Raw genomic sequence first — 20,324 nt, 5'->3', positions numbered from 1 at the left:
CGTCAATGCAGCGTCGCGAGATACGCCGACAACGCGGCAGCCTCGTTCGCGCTGAGCGCGATACTGGGCATCAATCCATCGGGTTTGATCTGCTGCGCGTGCTGGATCCAGTCGAGCAGATGGTCGGGCGAGTTCGCGAGCATGCCGGCCGCGATCGTGCGGCGCGAACCGAGATGGGTCAGATCGGGGGCCTGCTGGCCGTTGGCGTCGCTGCCGCGAATCGCGTGACAGCCGGCGCAGCGCTCGCCGAACAGATGCTTGCCGGCGGCGACCGCGGCGTCGCCGGTCGGCACGCTGGCCGCGCGGCCCTGCGCGTCGCGCCACGCGGAGAATGCGGCCGGATCCTGCGCGACGACTTCGAACGCCATATGCGCGTGCTGCGCGCCGCAGAACTGCGAGCATTGCCCGCGATAGATGCCCGGACGATCGGCCTGAATCCACTGCTCGTTGGTCTGGCCGGGAATCGCCTGGGTTTTGCCGGCGAGTTGCGGCACCCAGAACGTGTGGATCACGTCCGCGCTTTTCAGCTGGATTTTGACCGGTTCGCCGACCGGGATATGAATTTCGTTCGCGGTACTGAAGTTACGCGCCGGATTCGGATCGCCGCCGTAGTCGGCTTTCCACCACCAGTCGTACGCGGTTACGGTGATCGTCAGTTGCGGATAGCTTGCGGGCGACGCGACCGATTCGAGCGTGACCAGCAGATAGACCAGCATCGCCAGCAGGACGACCGACGATATGCCTGTGCCGATGTAGATCCAGCGCATTCCGCCCGCTTCCGCGTGCAGATCGTCCGCTGACGCGGCCGGGCGCTTGCGCAGCAGCGCGCCGATCAGCAGGCCCGCAATCAGCAGCGTGACCAGCGTCGAGATCGCCGCGAACACCCAGCCGAGATACATCGTCGGCGTGGCCGCTGGGCCCGCCGCGTGCAGGAAGTAGTTGAGCGGAGCCGCGGGAGCCGCGGGACTCGCGTGGGCGGAAGCGGCCGCTAACGCCAGTAACAACGTCGACGCAAACGTGCGAGCGCCGCGCGATCCATGCCGGGCTGACGTTGCGGACGTTTCCGTTGCTGACACTGGCGGCTCCTCGGGACCTGACGGTGTGACCTCGCACACCGGCGCCTGCGCTCGATGCGACGCCCGAGAAGTTGAGCAAAAAGCAGACCGCTTACCGTGCAGTCAGGAAGTTGAAAGTTACCCGGCGAGTTTCAGGCCCGCGGCGCCTCGCTCTCGCGCGACCACGCGACACAGCCCGCGTAACCTGCCGGCACCTGCAGCCATACCGCGTCGAGTTGCAGCAGCGCGGCGCCGCTGCGCACGCGCTGATCGTTGACCGCGACGCGCGGTTCGCGAGCGTCGTCGTTGTGGTTACCGTTGTCGTTGCCGCTCAGCACCGAAAACCACGTCATACCCTCGCCGATGCCAATGCCCAGCGCTTTCAATAGTGCTTCTTTCGCAGTCCAGACTGCGTAGAACGCGTCGGCTCGCTGTTGCTCCGGCAAAGCCGCTACCCATGCCTCGTCGCGCGGCGCGAACACAGCCGGCGTCAGCCCTTGCCACTTCTTGTCACGACGCGCGACCTCGATATCGACGCCCACTTTTCGCCGTGCGGCGAGCGCGATCAGCGCGTGCTGGCCGGAATGCGATACGTTGAAATCGGGCCACGCGTGAGAGGCCTCCTGCGCCGAATCAGCGCTCGCGGCAAGCCGCGGCCGTCCCGCCGCGTCCTGCTCGAAACGCAAAGCCGCGGGCGCTACGCCGGTTCGTTCGGCGAGCAGCTCGCGCAACGCGACGCGGGTTGCCGCGTGACGCACCGAGTCTTCGTGGCGCAGATAGCGGGCGGCTTTCGCGCGCTCCGCGTCGGACAGCACTGCGAACGCGGAATGGTCGAGCGTCGCGGTGAAATCGAACGTCACGCAGAAAACCTCGACACCGGCGGCGGCTGCGCGTGGTATCGCGAGCGGCTGGAGGTCGAAATCCGGGGCGGCGGCGGCAAGCGTCGAATTCATTCGAGCGGGTAGTGGTGGACAGGAGGCCGTACCATTTACCTGAAATCGACTCGCGCGGCAAGTGCGGCGGTAACTGCCGCGCCAGTTTTCAGCCCGAAGCGAGCGGCCGGCGAAGATCGGCCGGCGAAGCTTTCCGCGCAACACGCGCATTTAGCGGCTAAGCTCGCGATTGCGCGAGGCCAGTCGACGCTCAGCGCGACCGCTCAACGTCAGCGTGAAAAACAGGCCATGCGTTCGAACATCTCTCTTCGCCGCCGCGTCGCGGCCTTGGTGATCGCGCTACCGGTCGCCGCCGCTATGCTGCAAAGCTGCGCGAACGCCGATGCCGGCACGCATTCGCACGCCGGCCCCTATCAGGCCGAAATCCGCCGTACCGCGCTCGGCATTCCGCATATCAAAGCCGCCGATTGGGGCAGCCTCGGCTACGGATACGGCTACGCGCAGGCGCAAGACAATCTGTGCACGATGGCCGAGAGCTTCGTCACCTATCGCGGCGAGCGCTCGCGATATTTCGGCGCGGATGCGCAGCCCAGGTCCGAAGCGTCGTTCGGTCAACCGAATAATCTCGACGCGGATTTCTTCTTTCGCTTCATCGTCGACGATGCGGCCGTCGCGCGTTACCGGCGCAGTCAGAGCGACGACATGCGCGCGTTGATCGATGGCTTCGCTGCCGGCTACAACCGCTACGTTGCCGATCTCACGCGCGGCGACTTTCCGGGCGCGCATGCGGCTTGCCGCGCAGCGCCATGGCTCGGCAAGATCAGTCACGCGGACTTGTACCGGCGTCTGTACGCGGCGAATCTGGCCGGTGGCGCCACACGTTTCATTGGTTCGATCGCCAACGCTCACCCGCCGGTTGCCGGATCGTTGCCGCCGCAAGGCGCGCTGCGCGAGACCTTGGGAAACAACGCGCGACTCACTCTCACCGCGCCGCTCGCCGAATTCGGCGGCCACGCCGGCCTCGGCAGCAACGCGCTGGCGTTCGGCGCGGACGCGACCCATACCGGCATTGCACTGCTGCTCGGCAATCCGCACTGGTTCTGGGACGGCCCCGACCGCTTCTACCAGGCTCAACTGACTATTCCCGGCAAGCTCAACGTCGCCGGCGCGTCGTTTCTCGGCGTGCCGCTGATCATGATTGGCTTCAACGACGACATCGCATGGACGCATACGGTGTCCGCCGCGAAGCGCTTCGGTCTGTTCCAGCTCGCGCTGGTGCCGGGTGCGCCGACCCGCTATCGGGTGGACGGCAAAGCCGAAGCGATGACGCCGACGCGCGTCGACGTCGAAGTGCGCGCCGCCGACGGTTCGCTGCATACCGTGTCGCGCACGCTGTACCGCTCGCGCTTCGGCCCGCTCGTCAATCTGTCGATGCTCTCGCCCGCGCTCGCATGGAATACCGAGCAGGCGTTCGCGCTGCGCGACATCAATGCGGACAATTTCCGCGCGTTCGACAACTTCCTCGAATGGAACCGCACTGATTCGCTGGACGCTTTCATTCGGATTCAGAAGCAATACGCCGCGATGCCGTGGGTCAACACGCTGGCAATCGGCCGCGACGACCCGCGCGTCTGGTATGCGGATATCGGCGCGATCCCGAACGTGCCCGACGAACTCGCGCGACGTTGCACGCCGCCGGCCGGTCGGGCCTTCGCGCAGAAAGTGCCGGGTGTGCCGTTTCTCGACGGCTCGCGCGGCGAGTGCGACTGGCGCGACACGCCGGACGCGGTGCAACGCGGTGCGCTGCCGGTCGCGCAGATGCCGGCGCTACTGCGGCGCGACTATGTCGGTAATTTCAATGGCAGCTACTGGCTCAGCAATCCGGCCGCGCCGCTGAGCGGTTTTCCGCAAATCGCCGGCGCGACCGGCACGCCGCAATCGCTGCGCACGCGCCTCGGCCACACGATCGCCGCGCAATTGCAGCGCGATCCGCACGGCGTTTCCGCCGATGCGCTCGGCACGGCGGCGCTCGACAGCCGTTCGATGTCGGCATTGCTGTTCAAGCAGGCGGCGCTCGATCGCGCATGCAATGGCGAGGCGCTCGCGGCGATGCCGACCGATCCGTCTGATGGAGAGTTGCGCGCGGCCTGCAAGGTACTCGCCGCATGGGACGACACTGGGGCGGCCGATGCCAGAGGCGCAACACTATGGGATGAATGGTGGCGGCGTTTGCAAACCATTGCGCCGGCACAACTGTATGCGGTGCCGTTCGACGCCGCGCAGCCGCTGACCACGCCCGCCGGTATCGCCGCAGACCCCACGAAACTCGCCGCGACGCTGCATGAAGCGATCGCGGCACTGAAGCACGCGGGCCTCGCGCTCGATGCACCGCGCAGCGCGGCGCTCTACGTGCAACGCAACGCCGAACGTATTCCGTTGTTCGGCGGTTGCGACGCGGGCGGCTATTTCACCGCCGCGTGCGCCGCGCATCCGTTCGACGCGAGCGGCTATTCGATGAACGTGAATCCGATGGGAGATACGTATCTGCAAATCGTGCGATTCGCGGAAAACGGAGTCGTCGCGCGCACGTTACTCGCGCCATCCGAATCCGACGACCCGGCCTCGCCGCATTACGCCGACGCCACACGCGATTACGCCGCGCAACGTTGGCTGACGATGCCGTTCACGGAGGAAGCGATCCAGCGCGATCCGGCGTTGAGCATTCAACTGCTGAGTTCGCCGGACACGCCGAGGCCGAAGCAATAGCCCGCGTGGGACCATCAGCCCGCGCGACCGCCTGAATCAAAGATCGAGTACCAGCACCTGCGACTTCGCACGCGAACAACACGGCAGGAACTGATCGTTCGCCGCGCGTTCCTCATCGGTCAGATAGGAATCCAGATGGTCGGGCTCGCCTTCGAGCACCCGCGTCAGGCAGGTACCGCACACGCCCTGCTCGCACGACGTAATGACCTCGATGCCATTGGCGGCGAGAGCCTGCACGACCGTGCATTCCGGCGGCACGTCGATCATCGCACCGCTGCTCGCGATACGTACCTGGAAGCTGCCGCCCGTTGCCGGCTGTTGCGCGGGCGCCGCGAAGAACTCATAGTGCAGCCGGTCTTCCGGCCAGCCTTTCGCGCGCGCGGTGGCGAGCACGAAATCCATGAAGCCGGTCGGGCCGCACACGTACAGATGCGTACCGGCCGGCACGCCGTTCAGCACCTGTTCGAGCGCGAAAGTCGAGCCGCCCGGATGATCGTCGTGATGCAACTGGACCGAGTTTGCGAAACCGGCCTGCGCGATCCGCTCGACAAACGCGGTGCGTTCCTGCGAACGGGTGCAGTAATGCATGTCGAACGACGCGCCGTTCGCCGCGAGTTGTTCAGCCATGCAAAGAATCGGCGTCACGCCAATCCCGCCCGCGAGCAGCAGATGATGCGGCGCCTGCGGCGCGAGTGCGAAAAGATTGCGCGGCGCGCTGATCTGCAGGCGGTCGCCCTCGCGCACCATCTCGTGCACCGCTTTCGACCCGCCGCGTCCCGCTTCGTCGCGCAGCACCGCGATCAGATAGCGATGCGTTTCGCGCGGATCGTTGCACAGCGAGTACTGACGCACCAGACCATTGGGCAGATGCACGTCGACGTGCGAACCCGCTTCGAACGCGGGCAACGGCTCGCCCGTTGCGCTCGCCAGTTCGAAGCTGGCGATCCCCAATGCTTCGTCGCGCCGCTGCGCGACCACCACATTCAACACCGGATGACTCATGTTGCCGCCCGCACCGGAATTACCTTCGTCACTTCCGCGGCCGGCTTGCCGGCGTCCGCCGCCGCGCGCTCCTGCGCAACCAGCCGGTCGATCACGCGACGCGACATCACCCCGCCCGCATCGATATTGAGCTTCAGCAGATTGCGTTCGGGCCAGCGCAGCAGGTTCTGCTGCTGGCGTTCGAGCATGTCCAGATCTTCGCTGAAGATCTTGCCCTGCCCTTCGCGAATACTCGCGGTCAATTCCGCGTCGTTCGGACGGAAATTGCGCGCCATTCCCCAGAAATACCAGATCGACGTTTCGGTTTCCGGCGTGATGAAATCCACCACGATCGACGACGCTTTCTTGTCCGCCGGCGCGTCATAACCGCCATGCCCCGCATGCGCAACGCCGACTTCGATCAGCACATGGCTCGGCGGCGTGAAGTGGCAGATCTGCCAGCGGTCGACCGGCACGTCGTCCGCGAGACCATTGCCGCGCAACGCCATCTTCCAGAACGGCGGCGCGCCGACGTTCTCCATGAAACGGCTGGTGCGCACAGTGTCGTCTTCGGCAACCGTCTTCGGCGCGGCTTCGTCGATTTCCTTCTGGCCGATGCTGTTCGCGTGCACGTAGGTTTCGTGCGTCAGATCCATCAGGTTATCGATCATCAGCCGGTAATCGCAGTTGATGTGATACAGCCCGCCGCCATACGCCCATTCCGAACTTTCGGCCCATTCCAGATGATGCAGCTTGGCCGGATCGGCCTGCGCCGCATCGCCGGGCCACACCCACACGAAACCGTAGCGCTCGATCACCGGGAAGTTGCGAATCGCCGGAAAGCCATTGACGCGCTGACCGGGCATCCCGGTCGCCTTGCCCTGACAGCCCATTTCGAGGCCGTGATAGCCGCACACCAGCGTACCGTCGCGCACGAAACCGAGCGACAGCGGCGCGCCGCGATGCGGACAGAAATCTTCCAGCGCGGTCACCGCGCCTTCGGCGTTCCGATAGAAAACCATCTGCTCGCCGCAGATCTGGCGGCCCAGCGGCTTGTCCGTAATTTCATCGGGCATACATGCGACGTACCACGCGTTCCGAGGGAACATGTCAGTCTCACTCCTGTTTGAGGGGCGCACGCAGCCACGATTAGCTACGCGATCGGATACGGTTCATTCCGTACACTCATTGTCATTCAGTGTACTCAATGAAGCTTTGATGATTAAATAAGGTTTTCCCCTAGATAAAACTTTCATTTAGATAACACGGTTATCATTTGCGCCCCGAGTAGTACGCAACACGACAAGCTTTCAGAATTCTTATGGCCACCTCAACCGAAACCAGTCCTTCCGCGATCAGCATCGACCTGTACAACCAGCCCGGCCATCTGATCCGACGCGCGCATCAGATTTCCGTATCCATGTTCCATGATCTGGTGGGCCGCGAAGTGACGCCCGTGCAATACGCGGTACTCAGAATGCTGCAGGAGTTGCCGGGACTCGATCAGGTCACGCTCGCGCAACGCGTCGGCCTCGATACGTCGACCACCGCCGATATCGCGGTGCGGCTCGAAGCGAAGGGCTGGATCGTGCGTGAACTGTTGCCGCGCCGGCAGCGTCGTCTACTGCTGACGCCGGCGGGACAGGAACTGCTCGATCAGTTGATTCCCGGCGTCAGCGCGCTCAATCACGAGCTGCTCGACGGGATGGGAGAAGAGGATGCACAGGATCTCTTGCGATTGCTGAGAAAGTTCGTGCATCTGAATAACGATCAGAGCCGCGCGCCGCTGCGCAGCGCCAGCGACGAAGCGAAAGCGCAGTGAAGGCTTAGTGAAGGCGTGGTGAAGGTGCACGCTGAATAAGACGAAGCCCGGCCATTACGCCGGGCTTCGTTCATTCGCGATAGCTCGAATCCATCCGGTCGAGCATCCGCAGTAATGCGGGCCATTCCATTACACCATACGGCCGGCGCGTCTGCGGCTGGTAGTTCATATAGGTGTCTTCGAGTACTTTCGCCGGCACCGCATTCAGTTCGACCCCGCAGGCCAGCGCCGCCAGTTGCGACTTGCTCGACAGTTCGAGCCGGTGCATCGCATTGAACGCCTCGGCAATCGTGTGGCCGACGGTCAGCAAGCCGTGATTGCGCAGAATCAGCGCATTGTTGTCGCCGAGATCGTTGATCAGCGAATCGCGTTCGGCCATATCGAGCACGACGCCCATATAGTCGTGATAGCCGATATGAACGAAGCGCATCGCGGTTTGCGTAATCGGCAGCAAGCCGCATTTCAGCGTCGATAGCGCCATGCCGGCCCAGCTATGCGTATGGATCACACACGCGAGTTCCGGCTTCGCATCGTGGATCGCGCCATGAATCACGAACCCCGCGCGATTGATCCCGTAGTCCGCGCCGGCGAACGCCGGCTTCGCGAGAATCCGCCCTTCGTTGTCGATCTTGATCAGACTCGACGCGGTCACTTCCTCGTACATCATCCCGTACGCGTTGATCAGAAAGCTGCCGTGCTCGCCCGGCACACGCGCCGAAATATGATTGGCGGCCATATCCGACATGCCGTAATGCGCGATCAGTCGATAACACGCGGCCAGATCGACGCGGGTGCGCCACTCTTCTTCGGAACAATGTTCGCGCATCGACGGAATGGAAAATTCGGGGAATGTGGTCACAGCGGCCTCCTGCCAGCCAGAGATGTCGAAAGATGTGAGGTGTCGGATTTGCGCATGCACAGCGCCGCGATCAGCGTGCAGGCAATGCACGCGGACGCATACAGATAAAAGCCGGTTTCGTGGCCGATGCTCTTGAACCAGAGCCCGACGTAACCCGCGGTGCCGCCGAACAGCGCGGTCGCAATCGCATACGGCACGCCGACGCCGAACGCACGCAGTTGCGCGGGAAAAAGTTCTGCTTTCACGATCGAGCACACCGACGTGTAGCCGGTCACGATCAACAGTGCGAGCGACAGCAGCACGAACGCCATGCCGACGCTATGCGTGTGCGACAGCGCGGCAAGCAGCGGCCACGTGCCGAACGTGCCGCCAATGCCGAATGCGATCAGCAGCGGACGCCGGCCGATCCGGTCGGAGAGCGCGCCGAACACCGGTTGCGCAAGCATGAACAGCGTCAGCGTCGACAGTGACACCCAGCCGCTTTGCTGCGCACTCAGGCCGACCGTGTTGATCAGATAGTTGTGCATATAGACGGTGTAGGTGAAAAACGCGAGCGTGCCGCCGGTCGTCAGACCGAATACGAGAAGCGCCGCGCGCGGGTGCTTCAGCAATTCGCGAAAGCCCGAGCGTTTCCGCGCTTCGTCGGTGAGCTGGGTGAATTCGCTGGTCTCGTCGATGTTACGGCGTACGTAATAGGCGACCAGCGCCAACGCGGCGCCGATCAGGAACGGCACGCGCCATGCCCATGCACTCAGTTGTTCGCTGCTGAACACCAGCCCCTGCAACGTCACCTGCACCGCGGTTGCGAGCAACTGGCCGAGAATCAGCGTCACGTAATGGAAGCTGCTGAAAAAGCCGCGTCGTCCGGGCGGTGCGATTTCGCTCAGGTACACCGAACTCGCGCCGTATTCGCCGCCGAGCGAAAAGCCCTGCACGAGGCGCGACAGCAGCAGCACCAGCGGCGCGGCCAGACCGATCTGCGGATAGGTCGGACACAGGCCGATCGCGAGCGAGCCGCCGCACATCAGCGCGACCGATAAAGTCAGCCCCGCGCGCCGCCCTTTCAGGTCCGCATAGCGGCCGATCAGCCAGCTGCCGACCGGCCGCAGCAGGAAGCCGAGCGCGAACACGGCGGCTGCGCTGAGCAGCTGGATCGTGCGGTTTTCGCGCGGGAAAAACGACGCTGCGAAGTACACCGAAAAAGTCGTGTACACATGAAAGTCATACCACTCGATCAGATTACCGATCGAGCCGCCGACAATCGAACGCGCCTCGCCGCGCGCACGGGTTGCCGGCGTTGCGCGCGCCGCCGTGCTGTCGTAACTGCCGCGCGCTCCTGTGCCTGAGGTATCCGCCATTTTTGTCTCCGGTTTTTTTATTGAACGACTGGGATGAGATGCGCCGCTAAGCCGCCGCCGCGGCCAGCGCGGCAGCGTGCGTGATCTCATTGCATAAAGGCTCGCCGCGCTGCCAGTGCGCGAGGTTGTCGAGTCACATTCGATCGACCACCGCCGCATTGCCGCTCGAATGGCCGGCGCTATGCGGCGACACGATCACATTCGGCAGGTCCCACAGCGGCGACGCGGCAACCAGCGGCTCCTGTTCGAACACGTCGAGATACGCGCCCGCGAGCTTGCATTGCGCAAGCGCGTCGATCAGATCCGCTTGCACCAGTACTTCGCCGCGCGCCACGTTGATCACGTGCGCGCCGTCGGCGAGCAGGCCGAGCCGGCGCGCGTCGATCAACCGATCGGTCTGCGGCGTCAGCGGACACGCGAGAATCAGCCAGTCGGCGTCGTGCAGTGCGAGATCGACGTCGTCGAACGAAAAGGAGTTCGCGGTACTCGCCGAGCGCCGCACGATGCGCACGTTCAGTTCAAACGCTTCGAGCAGCTTCGCGATGCGTTGGCCGATCGGCCCGAAGCCGACCACCACCGCCGTTTGTCCGGCCAGCGGAGGCGGCGCATCGGTGAGCAGCTGACGCCATGCGCGGTCGCGTTGCGCGGCGGCGAGGCGCGGAAAACGCCGCGCCAGTGCAAGCACTGCGCCCACTGCCGTTTGCGCGACGATCGGCGCATTCGCCCCCGACGAAGTGGTCACGCGCACGCCGCGTTGCAGCAGTTCCGGAAAAATCGGCCGATCGGCGCCGGCCGAATGCGTATGCACCCACGTGAGTCGCGACGCCGCTCGCAATGGCACATAGAAGTCGAGCAGCGAGCGTTCGAGCTGCGTCTTCGATGAACCGCCGGTTACGTCGCGGCTGATGAAGGCGATATCGATCGCGGCGCCGCGCGCTTCGTCCGGTGTGATCAAACGATGCGGCCGCTGCGCGAGCACACCCGCAATTTCGTGCCGCAACCGCTCGCGCGTGGCGGCGGATAAAAGTATCTCGATCAAGCCTGTCTCCTTGCCTCGTAATTGCCGAGGTCTGGAGATCGATTGTCGTCGTTCGTCACCGGCGTGCCAGGCCATTTGGTGAACGCAGCTTTTCTTTTCGTTCAACGCACGCACGGCGTTATATTGACGGCCGACGTCTTCTAATCAGAACTCCCCATGAAAATAGACCTCCCCGGCCTGCAGATGCTGGTCGCGGCCATCGAGCTGAAAAGCCTGTCGAAAGCGGCCGAACACGAGAATCTCGTGACTTCGGCGGCGAGCAAGCGGATCGCCGAACTCGAACGGCAGCTCGGCGCGGTGCTGCTCACCCGTCATGGTCGCGGCGTCGAGCCGACGCCGGCCGGCATCGCGCTGTACCATCGCGCGAAATCGATTCTGCGCAGCGTCGAACTCGCGCAAAGCGCGGTCGCGGAGTTTGGCCCTGGCGGCATGCCGCGCATCCGGCTCGCGGTCAATCGTTCGGCGATCATCCAGTATCTGGCGCCCGCGTTGAGCCGCTATTTCGGGCTCAAACCCGATGCGCAGGTCGATTTGCAGGAGCGCTACAGCTACGATATTCCGCGTCTCGTGCACGAAGGCGAGGCCGATATGGGTATCTATCACGCGCTCGCGCCGGCGCCTGGTGTGGAGTCCGTACCGTATCGACGCGATCGGGTCGGCCTCGTCGTGCCGCTCGATCATCCGCTCGCGACGCACACGGAGATTCTGCTGGAACAGGCGGTCGAATATCCGTTCGTCGGGTACTTCCCGCGCCATTCGTTCGCGGCGTTTCTGTCGCTCGCCGAGCGCAGTCTTTCACACCCGTTGAAGGTGCGAATCGAAGTGTCGAATTACGAAGCGCGCTGCCGGATGATTCGCGAAGGGATCGGCATCGGCATCATGCCGGAGCAGATCGCCGCTTCCTATGTCGCCGCGCATGGACTGAAGACGATTCATTTGCGCGATCCGTGGGCGTATCGGCAGTTCTATCTGTGTACGCGTTCTCGCGAAGAACTGGTGCCGTCGGTCGTCGATTTTCTCGAACATATGCTCGCGCAGTAGTGAGCGTGCTGCAGTACGCGTGCAGTACCGCGAATGCAAAAGCGGCGATGCCATTACAGCATCGCCGCCTCGATCTTCCCGCAACGGGCAAACCGCCTAGCCGAGTTCCGCCTGCAATTGCGCGGCGCCGCCGCGCCGATACAGCGCCAACGTCGCCGAAAATCCGCACACCGCCGCGAAGATCAGCCAGTACGCCGGCGCGGCTTTATCGCCGGTTACCTGAATCAGGAACGTCGACACCGCCGGCGTAAAGCCGCCGAATAGCGCGGTCGCGAGACTGAATGCGAGCGAGAAGCCCGCTACCCGCACATTGACCGGCATTATTTCGGTCAACGCAGCAACCATCGCGCCGTTATACGCGCCGAAGAAGAACGAGAAATACAGCAGCACCACCAGCATGCGCAGAAAACCGGGGGCCGCGGTGAGCCATTCGAGCGCCGGATACGCGGTCACGATCGCCAGCGCCGACACGAACAGCAGCAGCGGCTTGCGGCCGATCCGGTCGGACAGCGCGCCGCCGATCGGCAGCCAGATGAAGTTCGACACGCCGACCAGCAACGTGACGATCAGGCTGTCCGAGGTACTCAGATGCAGCACGGTCTTGCCGAACGTCGGCGTATAGACGGTGATCAGATAGAACGTCGTGGTGGTCATCGCGACCATCAGCATCCCGGCGATCACGGTCTTCCAGTTCGCCAGCATCGAGCGGAACACCTCGCCGCTCGCGGGCCGATGCGCGCGCGCTTCGAATTCGGCGGTCTCCTGCAACGAGCGGCGCAGCACATAAAGAAACGGCACGATCGCGCAGCCGATAAAGAACGGCACGCGCCAGCCCCATGCACCGATCTGCTCGTGACTCAACCACAGATTGAGCGCATAGCCGAGCGCCGCGGCAACGACGATCGCCACCTGCTGACTCGCCGATTGCCACGCGGTATAGAAGCCCTTCTTGCCGGGCGTCGCCATTTCCGCCAGATACACGGACACGCCGCCCAGTTCCGCGCCCGCGGAAAAGCCCTGCAGCAGGCGGCCGACCAGCACCAGCGCCGGCGCCAGCAAACCGATGCTCGCGTAGCCGGGCACGCACGCAATCAGGATCGTGCCGCTCGCCATGATCGACAGCGTGACGATCAGACCGCGCCGCCGTCCGACCCGGTCGATATACGCGCCGAGCACGATCGCGCCGAGCGGGCGCATCAGAAAACCCGCGCCGAATACCGCGAAGGTCTGCATCAGCGAAGCGAATTCGCTGGCGGCCGGAAAAAAGGTCTTCGCGATGAAAGTCGCGTAGAAGCCGAACAGAAAGAAATCGAACTGCTCGAGGAAATTGCCGCTGGTAACGCGCAGCACCGCGCCGACTTTCGAAGCAGTAGGCGTGCGCGTGCTCGCGTTGTGTATGTGGGGAGTGGGTGTCATGAAGTCTCCTGGCGGACGGCTTGACCGTGCCGTGCCGCCTCTTTTATCTATGTTCCGCGTGCGCGTCGCGCCCGCTCAATCTTCGACCAGCAAGCTGCTCGGCTTTCTCTTCTCGATCGACCATTTCAGCAGCGCCGCGCTGCGATAGATGCCATGCGCGAACTTGCCGTACGGCAGCGTCAGAAAGAGTGCCATCACGATGCCCAGGTGAATCGCCAGCAATACGCCCATCAGCGACGTATCGCGCAACAGCATCAAGCCCAGGCCGCTCGCGCTGGTCAGCAGCAGCAACGCGATAAAGCCGCGGTCCATCGGCCGCTGCGCGGCATCGCCGGCGAGCGGATGACGCTTCAGGTTCAGCCACAGCAGTCCGGCCGGACCAATCAGCAAACCGAGGCCGCCCAGCGTGCCGAGCACCACCGGCAGACTCGTCAACGCATACGGCGCTTCGAGCGCGAATACGTAGTGGTAGAGCGTCGCGACGCAGGTCGCCGCGAAGCACAGCATGAAGCCGTAGAAGGTCAGGTGATGAAAGCGGCGGCGCGCGAGCGAGAACGCGTCGTTATCCGTATTGCAGCCGGAGCCGTGGCCGCCGCCCAGATAGCGCAAGCTCAACACGTCGTGCACGGTTTCGCCGAGCGCGGCACCGGACATCGCGCCGGGGTCCTCGTTGCGCCAGAAGCGTCGCACGCCGACGCCGAGCGCGCCAATCGCGAACACGAATACCGCGCCGAACAGCAACGCGAGCGTGTTGTGCGGAAACACCGCGTAGAAATTGCCGGCCACCGGCGTGAACAGCGACGCGCCCTTGAACAGCATCGCCAGAATCAGGAATAGCGCGAGGCCGCCGGCCAGCGCCAGGGCGAGCGTCACGCCATTGCGCTTGTACAGCTTGCCGAAGCCGGCCGGCCACGCGTAATCGGTGTAGGTCTGCAAGCGCACCTGGGCCATCGCTTGCGGCACGTTGACCGCGAATTCGTGCGGCGGCGCGTACTGGCACGCATGCAGACAGGCGCTGCAGTTGTGGCACAGATTGGCGAGAAAATGCGCGTCGCCGCGGCCGAATTCGAGGCGCCGCGTCATCGCCGGAAACACCGCGCAAAAGCCTTCGCAATAGCGGCACGCGTTGCAGATCTGCATGATGCGGCTTACTTCCGATTCGGCCGCGCTCATCGCGCGCGTCAGCGGCATTTCGTTCGACGCGAGCGCACTCGCCTCACGGGTCAGCGCTTCAAGCGACTGCATGATCGGTTTCCTTGGTTTTCTGCTTGATGTTCTGTTTAGCCAGCAGCGCCGCGCGCGCGGCCTCGGTGCCCGCAATGCGGCCGAACGCGGTGCCGATCGACATCCCGACACCGGCCGTATAGCCTTTGCCGAGCACGTTGCCGGCCATCATTTCGCCGGCCACGTACAGGTTCGAACTGGGCTTGCCGCCGAAATGCACGGCCGAACGTTCGTTGACCTTAAGGCCCAGATAGGTGAACGTGATGCCGGGGCGCAGCGCGTACGCGTAGAACGGCGGTTTGTCGATCGGTTGCGCCCAGTGGGTTTTGGCGGGCTGAATGCCTTCGGTATGGCAATCGTCGAGTACCGCGTGATCGAAGCTGCCGACGCGGCACGCGCGGTTATATGTCTCGATCGTGTTGACGAATGCCGTTTCGTCGAGGCCGGTCGCGCGCGCGAGCTCGGCCAGCGTATTCGCCTTGGTGCCCGGAAAAACCGGCGGCATGAAGCGGCCGATCGCTTTCGAATCGATGATCGAATAGCCGATCTGCCCCGGCTGCTGCGCGACGAGCCGGCCCCAGATCGCGTAGCGTTTCGGCCAGAAGTCCTCGCCTTCGTCGTAGAAGCGCTGCGCGTGCTGGTTGACCACCACGCCGAGCGACACGCAATCCACTCGCGTGCAGATCCCGCCGTCGTAGAGCGGCGCGCGCGCATCGATCGCGACGCAATGCGATTGCGACGGATCGCCGATCGCATCCGCGCCCGCGTCGATCATGTATTTGAGCAGCACGCCCATATTGAAACGGGTGCCGCGAATCAGGAAGTTCTCGGCGACCCATTCGCCGTTGACCTGCCCCCACGCTTCGCGCAGCCACTCGCGATTCGATTCGAAACCGCCCGCGGCCAGCACGCATGCGCGCGCTTCGATCCGCTCATCGCCGATCCGCGCGGCGACGAAGCGGTCGCCGTCGAGTTCGATCGCATCGACCGGCGCGTTGTAGCGGATCTGCACGCCGAGCGCCTCGGCGCTGCGGTAATACGCGTTGACGAGCGCCTTGCCGCCGCCCATGAAAAACGCGTTGGTGCGCGCGACGTGCAGCGCGCCCGACAGCGGCGGCTGGAAATGCACGCCGTGCTGGCGCATCCAGCCGCGGCAGGTCGACGACGCGCGAATCGCGATACGTGCGAGCTTTTCGTCGGTCAGCCCGCCGGTGACCTTGAGCAGGTCTTGCCAGTACTCTTCTTCCGGGTAGGCATCGACCAGCACGTCTTGCGGCGCGTCGTGCATGCAACGCAGATTGCGCGTGTGCATCGAATTGCCGCCGCGCCATTCGCGCGGCGCCGCTTCGAGCAGCAGCACCGACGCGCCCGCCTCGCGCGCCATCAGCGCGGCGCACAACGCGGCGTTGCCGCCGCCAATGACCAGTACGTCCACCATGTTCGAGCGTCTCCTCCAGTTGCCCGGAGTGTAGGACGCGCTCGACCTGATCCGCCAGCAGGCAGCCGGCAATGGGTGTTCACGAATCGTGAAGGCTACCCCGCTTACGCCGCTTACGCCGCCTCCATCTCCTACCCCGCGAGCGTCGCGCCGGCCCAGCGCCCTTCGGTCACCAGCGAACGCGCAACGTCCGCGAGCACCACGCGCGCCGCGAGGCCGGCCGGCGACAGTTCGTCGTCGGCGAGGCTGACCAGTTGATTGGGGCGCACCATCTGCCGGTCCGCGAGCGGCAACGCGCGAAACGCGGCCGGATCGCGCCGCGCGAGCGCGGCGCCGGGCTGGATCGTCACGCCGATGCCGCCGCCCACCGCATCCATCAGCATCGCCAGGCCATCGATTTCGGCGACCACGTTCGGCGTGCATTTCGCGCTCGCGAACGCCGAAGTCAGCAGCGCGCGCAAACCGTGCGGACTGCTCGGCAGGATCAGCGGCAACGGCGCGACCTGCGCGAGCTTGACCTTCTTCGTGTCCGGCAGCGCGCCGAAATCGGCCGACGCGATCGCGAACAGTCGCTCGTCGATCAACGGCGTCGCGCTGAAACGTTGCTGGCTGTCGGTACTCTGGAACAGGATCGCCAGATCGATCTGGCGCGCGTTGAGCATCACCGCGAGATGCCCGGACAGGCTCTCGACCATCCGCAGCCGCACCGCCGGGTAGCGCTCGCGCATCGCCCGCATGAACGGCAGACCGAGCACGCCGGTCGTGCTCGGCGCCATGCCGACGCTGACGTGGCCGGACAAACGCGCGTGCTGGGCCGCATGCGCGGCATCGTCGACGTGGCGCAGCGCCAGTTGCGCCTGGCGCCAGAACGCGAGGCCCGCATCGGTCGGCAGTACGCCACTGGACGTGCGTTGCAGCAAGCGCGTCGACAGTTCGCTTTCGAGCCGGCTGATCTGCTGGCTCAGCGCGGACGTGACCACGCCGAGTTCGGCCGCCGCGCGGCCCATGCTGCCGTGTTCGACGACAGAGACGAAATAGCGAAGCTGGCGCAGTTCCAAGTGGTCCCCTTTTCCGCGGCGTGTTTTGACATGGAAGTCTTATACACGAATGCGCGGCAAAGGATCAGTCGGGCGTGCGCGGAACCGGCAATCACTGGGTCGAATTACCGGCGCGGCTTATCGTGGCCTATCGTGGCCTCCCGCGGCTATTGCGCGACCTCCACGACGAGCTTGCCGCGCACATGGCCTTTGGCAAGCCGTTCGAGCGCCTTCGCAAGCGCGTCGAACGCAAAGCGCTCGGCGACCGCGACCCGCACGCTGCCGTGGTTGATCAACGCCGCGATTTCGGCCAATTGCCTGCCGTCGGGTCGCGCGGTATAACGCGCGGCTCTCGCGCCATGCTTCGACGCCTCGGTCTGCGACGGTTCGGTGAGCGTAGAAATCAGCGCGCCGCCGGAGGCGACCGCCGCCCACGAGCGGCGCTGCGTATCGCCGCCGATCAGATCGAATACGAGGTCCATGTCGCGCGCGACGTCTTCGAAACGTTGCGCGTGATAGTCGATCACCCGGTCCGCGCCGAGCGAGCGCACGAATTCGATGCCGTCGCCCGACGCCGTCGCGAACACTTGCGCGCCATGCTGCTTCGCGAACTGCACCGCGAAATGGCCGACCCCGCCCGCGCCGGCATGAATCAACACGCGGCCGCCCGCTTCGAGCTTGCCGTGATCGAACAGTCCCTGCCACGCGGTCAGCGCGGCAAGCGGCACCGCGCCCGCGGTGACCGCGTCGACGTGTCGGGGCCGCCGCGCCAGCGCAGCCGCGGCAACCACGACGAATTGCGCATACGCGCCCTGCCCCTGGCCGACGAAGCCGTACACGCCGTCGCCCGCGTGCCACTGCGTGACGCCGCCGCCGGCGCGTTCGACGACGCCCGAGAAATCGCGGCCCAGCGTATAGGGCAGTTTGTCCTCGCGAATCAGCGGGTACTGACCCGCGCGGGTCTTCAGGTCGACCGGATTCGCGCTCGCCGCGCCCACCCGCACCAGTACTTCGCCGGCGCCCGGCTCGGGAATCTCGATGTCTTCTGCCTTCAATACTTCGGGACCGCCGAAACCGTGAATGCGGTAAGCGCGCATCGTGCTCATGATTGCCTCCTTGAACGATCCGCGCCTGAAGCGACGCGCGAGCGGAATTGGTCGACGCTGCGCAAGCGGCGTTCCCAGTTGGGTTGGACGCGTGGTGCGTCTGGATTTGGGCTGGGTGCGAGCCTGCATGCGTGCTGCTCGAACGCAACGGACCGCCGCCATTTCGATGATCGCGGTACGAGATAGGCGAATGCGCGTTTCGACGCGCAGTGCTTGATGAAACAACCCGGTTTGCAGACAGCGCCCGCGACTGCAACGACCTGATTACTTGCCTTTGCGCGCGAGTGCAAGTGCGAGTTTCTGCGCGGTTTGCAGCGCGGCCACGATCTTCTCGTATGCATTGCGACGCGTATCGGGATCCGGCGCGCGCAGTGCGAACGACGGATGATAGGTCGCGACGATACGCTGTTCGCCGCGCTCGATCGTCTTGTCGAACGCATCCTGCAAGCGCGCGTGCGAATCGTCGAGTATCGCTTTCAAAGCGGTCGCGCCCAGTGCAACGACTACTCGCACATCCGGTTTTACCAGTTCCTGCTCGAGCCAATAACTGCACGCATCCACTTCCCGTTGCGCCGGCGTCTTATGCAGCCGGCGCTTGCCGCGCGCAATCCATTTGAAATGCTTGACCGCATTCGTCACGTAGACGTCGTCGCGTTTCAGGCCCGCTTCTGCGAGCGCTTTATCGAGCAACGCACCGGCCGGACCGACGAACGGCTTGCCCTGCAAATCTTCCATATCGCCGGGCTGTTCGCCGACCAGCACGATCGATGCGTGTCGCTGGCCTTCGCCGGGCACCGCCTGGGTCGCATTGCGCCACAGCGCGCAGCGGCGGCAGTCGTCGAGCTTCGCGGGCTGCTGATCGGGGTCGACGTCCGCCTGTTCCGCTTGCTGCGGTCGAGCACTGCCCCGCGCGCGCTTTTTCCGCTGTCCGTCGGTCATGGGCGTAATGCGTGGCTTAATGTAACGCGTAATGCGACGCGTAATGCGACGCGTATTGCGCGTTATTTATCGTGCTTTTTCGGAATCTTCGCGCCGGACTTGCGCGCCTGATTCAGCGCAATCGCGACCGCCTGTTTGTGCGGCTTGCCCTGTTTCGTTTCGGTCTTGATGTTGTGCGACACCGTCTCTTTCGACGTCCCTCGTTTCAGCGGCATGATCTTCTCCTGTTGCGTGGTGAACCGGAAATGACAAACCACCTGGTGCGGCGGTTGCCGTGCTGAAAACGCGCAGCATACGGCGTGCCGCGTCGACGCACACACATACCACCGCGTTTCGCGAATTCAGCCGGCAAGCCGGCCGGCGCGTGCCGTTTTGCTCTTCGCGCCGCCGCGCTTCCCACCGCGTTTCCCGGCGAGCGACGGCGAACGCTCGGTCAGTGCCGGCACGCTTTCGTCCTCCGCCTGCCGTGTGCCGGTGAATTGCTGCCGGTACTCGGCCGGCGTCATCGCCTTCGAGAGCCTGAATTGGCGGTTGAAATTCGCGACGTTCGCGAATCCCGAACGCGCGGCGATTACCGAAACCGGCAGGCCGGTCCCGGTCAGCAGGCGGCACGCATGGCCGATCCGCACCCGCGCGATATAGCGCCCGACACTCTCGCCGAGATGCTGTGTGAAGTGCCGCGTCAGCGAGCGCTCGGACAATCCGGACGCTTTCGCGAGCGTCGCGAGCCGCAACGGATGCGCGAATTGCGTGTCGATCAGCGCGAGAACCCGGTTCAACTGATCGGGCTGATAACCGGACGGCGTACCGGTATGCGCGCCGCCATGCGCATCGAACGCGCTCGGCGACGCGAGCGGCGTGCCCGGTGCCTCGGCCAGCCAGTCGAGTACATCGAGTACCGCTTTCAGCCGTTCGCGCGGGTCGGCTGATAGCAGCCGGTCGAGTTCGCCGCGCAAATGCGCGCCCGCGCCCGGCTCGAACGCGAGCCCGCAGGCCGCGCGCCGCAGCAGATTGCACAGACCGTTGTACTCGGGACAGACGTCGGCGAGCCGCCGCACCCACGCGCCGTCGAACCAGACGACGATCGCGACCTGCGCGGCGGACGAATCGATCGAGCGATTCGACGCCCATGTATGCGGCAGATTCGGCGGCACCAGCACGAGATCGTCGTCGCCATAGACCGTCACCGAATCGCCGATAAAGCGCTTGCCCTGACTGTTCATCGTCAGCGTCAGTTCGTATTCGGGGTGGTGATGCCACTCGAACGGAATTCTCGGCAGCCGCCGATGGTAAACCCGCACTGAACAACTCGCACCGATATCGACGTGCTCGTAGGTCGCCTTCATGACC

18 protein-coding genes are annotated in these 20,324 nt (G+C 64.5%); 3 read left to right on the top strand and 15 right to left on the bottom strand.

Translation table 11 applies throughout. The features are described from left to right. Nucleotides 1-2: 2 nt before the first annotated feature. Nucleotides 3-1,076, bottom strand: coding sequence for a cytochrome c oxidase subunit II (gene coxB / locus BTH42_RS11740; protein WP_372237259.1), 1,074 nt, complete (start codon nucleotides 1,074-1,076; stop codon nucleotides 3-5). A 131-nt stretch (nucleotides 1,077-1,207) separates the two neighbouring features. Next, entirely contained in the window at nucleotides 1,208-2,008 is an 801-nt protein-coding gene (locus BTH42_RS11735; protein ID WP_075299315.1) for a 4'-phosphopantetheinyl transferase superfamily protein, read from the bottom strand. 228 nt (nucleotides 2,009-2,236) lie between these two features. On the opposite strand from BTH42_RS11735, the gene BTH42_RS11730 reads away from it, so the two are divergent. After that, the gene (locus BTH42_RS11730; protein ID WP_075299313.1) at nucleotides 2,237-4,714 is read left to right on the top strand and encodes a penicillin acylase family protein; all 2,478 of its coding nucleotides are present in this window, start codon (nucleotides 2,237-2,239) and stop codon (nucleotides 4,712-4,714) included. A 36-nt stretch (nucleotides 4,715-4,750) separates the two neighbouring features. On the opposite strand, the gene BTH42_RS11725 is transcribed toward BTH42_RS11730, so the two are convergent. Further along, nucleotides 4,751-5,716: a PDR/VanB family oxidoreductase gene (locus BTH42_RS11725; protein WP_075299311.1), complete on the bottom strand. Its 966-nt coding sequence runs from the start codon at nucleotides 5,714-5,716 to the stop codon at nucleotides 4,751-4,753. Then, a complete protein-coding gene (locus BTH42_RS11720) occupies nucleotides 5,713-6,804 on the bottom strand; it encodes an aromatic ring-hydroxylating dioxygenase subunit alpha (protein WP_075299309.1) in 1,092 nt (363 codons plus the stop codon). The genes BTH42_RS11725 and BTH42_RS11720 overlap by 4 nt, the downstream gene beginning before the upstream one ends. A 212-nt stretch (nucleotides 6,805-7,016) precedes the next feature. Here BTH42_RS11720 and BTH42_RS11715 point away from each other — a divergent pair, with 212 nt between their 5' ends. Next, nucleotides 7,017-7,517: a MarR family winged helix-turn-helix transcriptional regulator gene (locus tag BTH42_RS11715; RefSeq protein ID WP_075299307.1), complete on the top strand. Its 501-nt coding sequence runs from the start codon at nucleotides 7,017-7,019 to the stop codon at nucleotides 7,515-7,517. Between the two features lie 70 nt (nucleotides 7,518-7,587). Here BTH42_RS11715 and BTH42_RS11710 read toward each other — a convergent pair whose 3' ends face one another. From BTH42_RS11710 to BTH42_RS11700, 3 genes are all read right to left on the bottom strand, one after another. Continuing rightward, on the bottom strand, nucleotides 7,588-8,343 hold the full coding sequence (locus tag BTH42_RS11710; RefSeq protein WP_075299463.1) for a class II aldolase/adducin family protein: 756 nt from the start codon (nucleotides 8,341-8,343) through the stop codon (nucleotides 7,588-7,590). 29 nt (nucleotides 8,344-8,372) lie between these two features. Then, a complete protein-coding gene (locus tag BTH42_RS11705; RefSeq protein WP_075299305.1) occupies nucleotides 8,373-9,734 on the bottom strand; it encodes an MFS transporter in 1,362 nt (453 codons plus the stop codon). 133 nt (nucleotides 9,735-9,867) lie between these two features. Then, the gene (locus tag BTH42_RS11700) at nucleotides 9,868-10,773 is read right to left on the bottom strand and encodes a D-2-hydroxyacid dehydrogenase (RefSeq protein WP_256701971.1); all 906 of its coding nucleotides are present in this window, start codon (nucleotides 10,771-10,773) and stop codon (nucleotides 9,868-9,870) included. A gap of 156 nt (nucleotides 10,774-10,929) precedes the next feature. On the opposite strand from BTH42_RS11700, the gene BTH42_RS11695 reads away from it, so the two are divergent. Further along, nucleotides 10,930-11,814: a LysR family transcriptional regulator gene (locus BTH42_RS11695; protein ID WP_075299303.1), complete on the top strand. Its 885-nt coding sequence runs from the start codon at nucleotides 10,930-10,932 to the stop codon at nucleotides 11,812-11,814. A gap of 96 nt (nucleotides 11,815-11,910) precedes the next feature. Here BTH42_RS11695 and BTH42_RS11690 read toward each other — a convergent pair whose 3' ends face one another. The 8 genes from BTH42_RS11690 to BTH42_RS11660 form a co-directional block, all read right to left on the bottom strand. Beyond that, nucleotides 11,911-13,230: an MFS transporter gene (locus BTH42_RS11690; protein ID WP_075299301.1), complete on the bottom strand. Its 1,320-nt coding sequence runs from the start codon at nucleotides 13,228-13,230 to the stop codon at nucleotides 11,911-11,913. Nucleotides 13,231-13,305: 75 nt separating this feature from the next. Next, a complete protein-coding gene (gene tcuB / locus BTH42_RS11685; protein ID WP_075299299.1) occupies nucleotides 13,306-14,475 on the bottom strand; it encodes a tricarballylate utilization 4Fe-4S protein TcuB in 1,170 nt (389 codons plus the stop codon). Next, nucleotides 14,462-15,892, bottom strand: coding sequence for an FAD-dependent tricarballylate dehydrogenase TcuA (tcuA, locus tag BTH42_RS11680; RefSeq protein ID WP_075299297.1), 1,431 nt, complete (start codon nucleotides 15,890-15,892; stop codon nucleotides 14,462-14,464). The genes tcuB and tcuA overlap by 14 nt, the downstream gene beginning before the upstream one ends. A gap of 131 nt (nucleotides 15,893-16,023) precedes the next feature. After that, nucleotides 16,024-16,950 carry a LysR substrate-binding domain-containing protein gene (locus tag BTH42_RS11675; RefSeq protein ID WP_075299295.1) on the bottom strand — a complete coding sequence of 309 codons (927 nt, stop codon included), beginning with the start codon at nucleotides 16,948-16,950 and terminating at the stop codon, nucleotides 16,024-16,026. A 146-nt stretch (nucleotides 16,951-17,096) separates the two neighbouring features. Further along, the gene (locus BTH42_RS11670) at nucleotides 17,097-18,035 is read right to left on the bottom strand and encodes an NADP-dependent oxidoreductase (protein WP_075299293.1); all 939 of its coding nucleotides are present in this window, start codon (nucleotides 18,033-18,035) and stop codon (nucleotides 17,097-17,099) included. A 264-nt stretch (nucleotides 18,036-18,299) separates the two neighbouring features. Further along, nucleotides 18,300-18,974 (bottom strand): UdgX family uracil-DNA binding protein, encoded by a 675-nt coding sequence (locus tag BTH42_RS11665; RefSeq protein ID WP_075299291.1) that lies wholly within the window; start codon nucleotides 18,972-18,974, stop codon nucleotides 18,300-18,302. A 62-nt stretch (nucleotides 18,975-19,036) separates the two neighbouring features. Next, a complete protein-coding gene (locus BTH42_RS35415) occupies nucleotides 19,037-19,189 on the bottom strand; it encodes a DUF6496 domain-containing protein (protein ID WP_178392150.1) in 153 nt (50 codons plus the stop codon). A 126-nt stretch (nucleotides 19,190-19,315) separates the two neighbouring features. Continuing rightward, a complete protein-coding gene (locus BTH42_RS11660; RefSeq protein WP_075299289.1) occupies nucleotides 19,316-20,320 on the bottom strand; it encodes an AraC family transcriptional regulator in 1,005 nt (334 codons plus the stop codon). Between the last annotated feature and the right edge of the window lie 4 nt (nucleotides 20,321-20,324).

It is taken from the genome of Burkholderia sp. SRS-W-2-2016 (assembly GCF_001931485.1).
Taxonomy (GTDB): Bacteria; Pseudomonadota; Gammaproteobacteria; order Burkholderiales; family Burkholderiaceae; genus Paraburkholderia.
Note: the sequence above shows the minus strand (reverse complement) of the source record. Positions and strands in the feature narration are given on the sequence as shown.

Coding starts and splice junctions, on each gene's coding strand:
- BTH42_RS11670 (WP_075299293.1), bottom strand. CDS start 18,035: ATGAGCACGATGCGCGCTTACCGCATTCACGGTTTCGGCGGTCCCGAA.
- BTH42_RS11695 (WP_075299303.1), top strand. CDS start 10,930: ATGAAAATAGACCTCCCCGGCCTGCAGATGCTGGTCGCGGCCATCGAG.
- BTH42_RS35415 (WP_178392150.1), bottom strand. CDS start 19,189: ATGCCGCTGAAACGAGGGACGTCGAAAGAGACGGTGTCGCACAACATC.
- BTH42_RS11715 (WP_075299307.1), top strand. CDS start 7,017: ATGGCCACCTCAACCGAAACCAGTCCTTCCGCGATCAGCATCGACCTG.
- tcuA (WP_075299297.1), bottom strand. CDS start 15,892: ATGGTGGACGTACTGGTCATTGGCGGCGGCAACGCCGCGTTGTGCGCC.
- BTH42_RS11665 (WP_075299291.1), bottom strand. CDS start 18,974: ATGACCGACGGACAGCGGAAAAAGCGCGCGCGGGGCAGTGCTCGACCG.
- BTH42_RS11720 (WP_075299309.1), bottom strand. CDS start 6,804: ATGTTCCCTCGGAACGCGTGGTACGTCGCATGTATGCCCGATGAAATT.
- BTH42_RS11660 (WP_075299289.1), bottom strand. CDS start 20,320: ATGAAGGCGACCTACGAGCACGTCGATATCGGTGCGAGTTGTTCAGTG.
- BTH42_RS11730 (WP_075299313.1), top strand. CDS start 2,237: ATGCGTTCGAACATCTCTCTTCGCCGCCGCGTCGCGGCCTTGGTGATC.
- BTH42_RS11735 (WP_075299315.1), bottom strand. CDS start 2,008: ATGAATTCGACGCTTGCCGCCGCCGCCCCGGATTTCGACCTCCAGCCG.
- BTH42_RS11690 (WP_075299301.1), bottom strand. CDS start 13,230: ATGACACCCACTCCCCACATACACAACGCGAGCACGCGCACGCCTACT.
- BTH42_RS11710 (WP_075299463.1), bottom strand. CDS start 8,343: ATGCGCGAACATTGTTCCGAAGAAGAGTGGCGCACCCGCGTCGATCTG.
- BTH42_RS11725 (WP_075299311.1), bottom strand. CDS start 5,716: ATGAGTCATCCGGTGTTGAATGTGGTGGTCGCGCAGCGGCGCGACGAA.
- BTH42_RS11705 (WP_075299305.1), bottom strand. CDS start 9,734: ATGGCGGATACCTCAGGCACAGGAGCGCGCGGCAGTTACGACAGCACG.
- tcuB (WP_075299299.1), bottom strand. CDS start 14,475: ATGCAGTCGCTTGAAGCGCTGACCCGTGAGGCGAGTGCGCTCGCGTCG.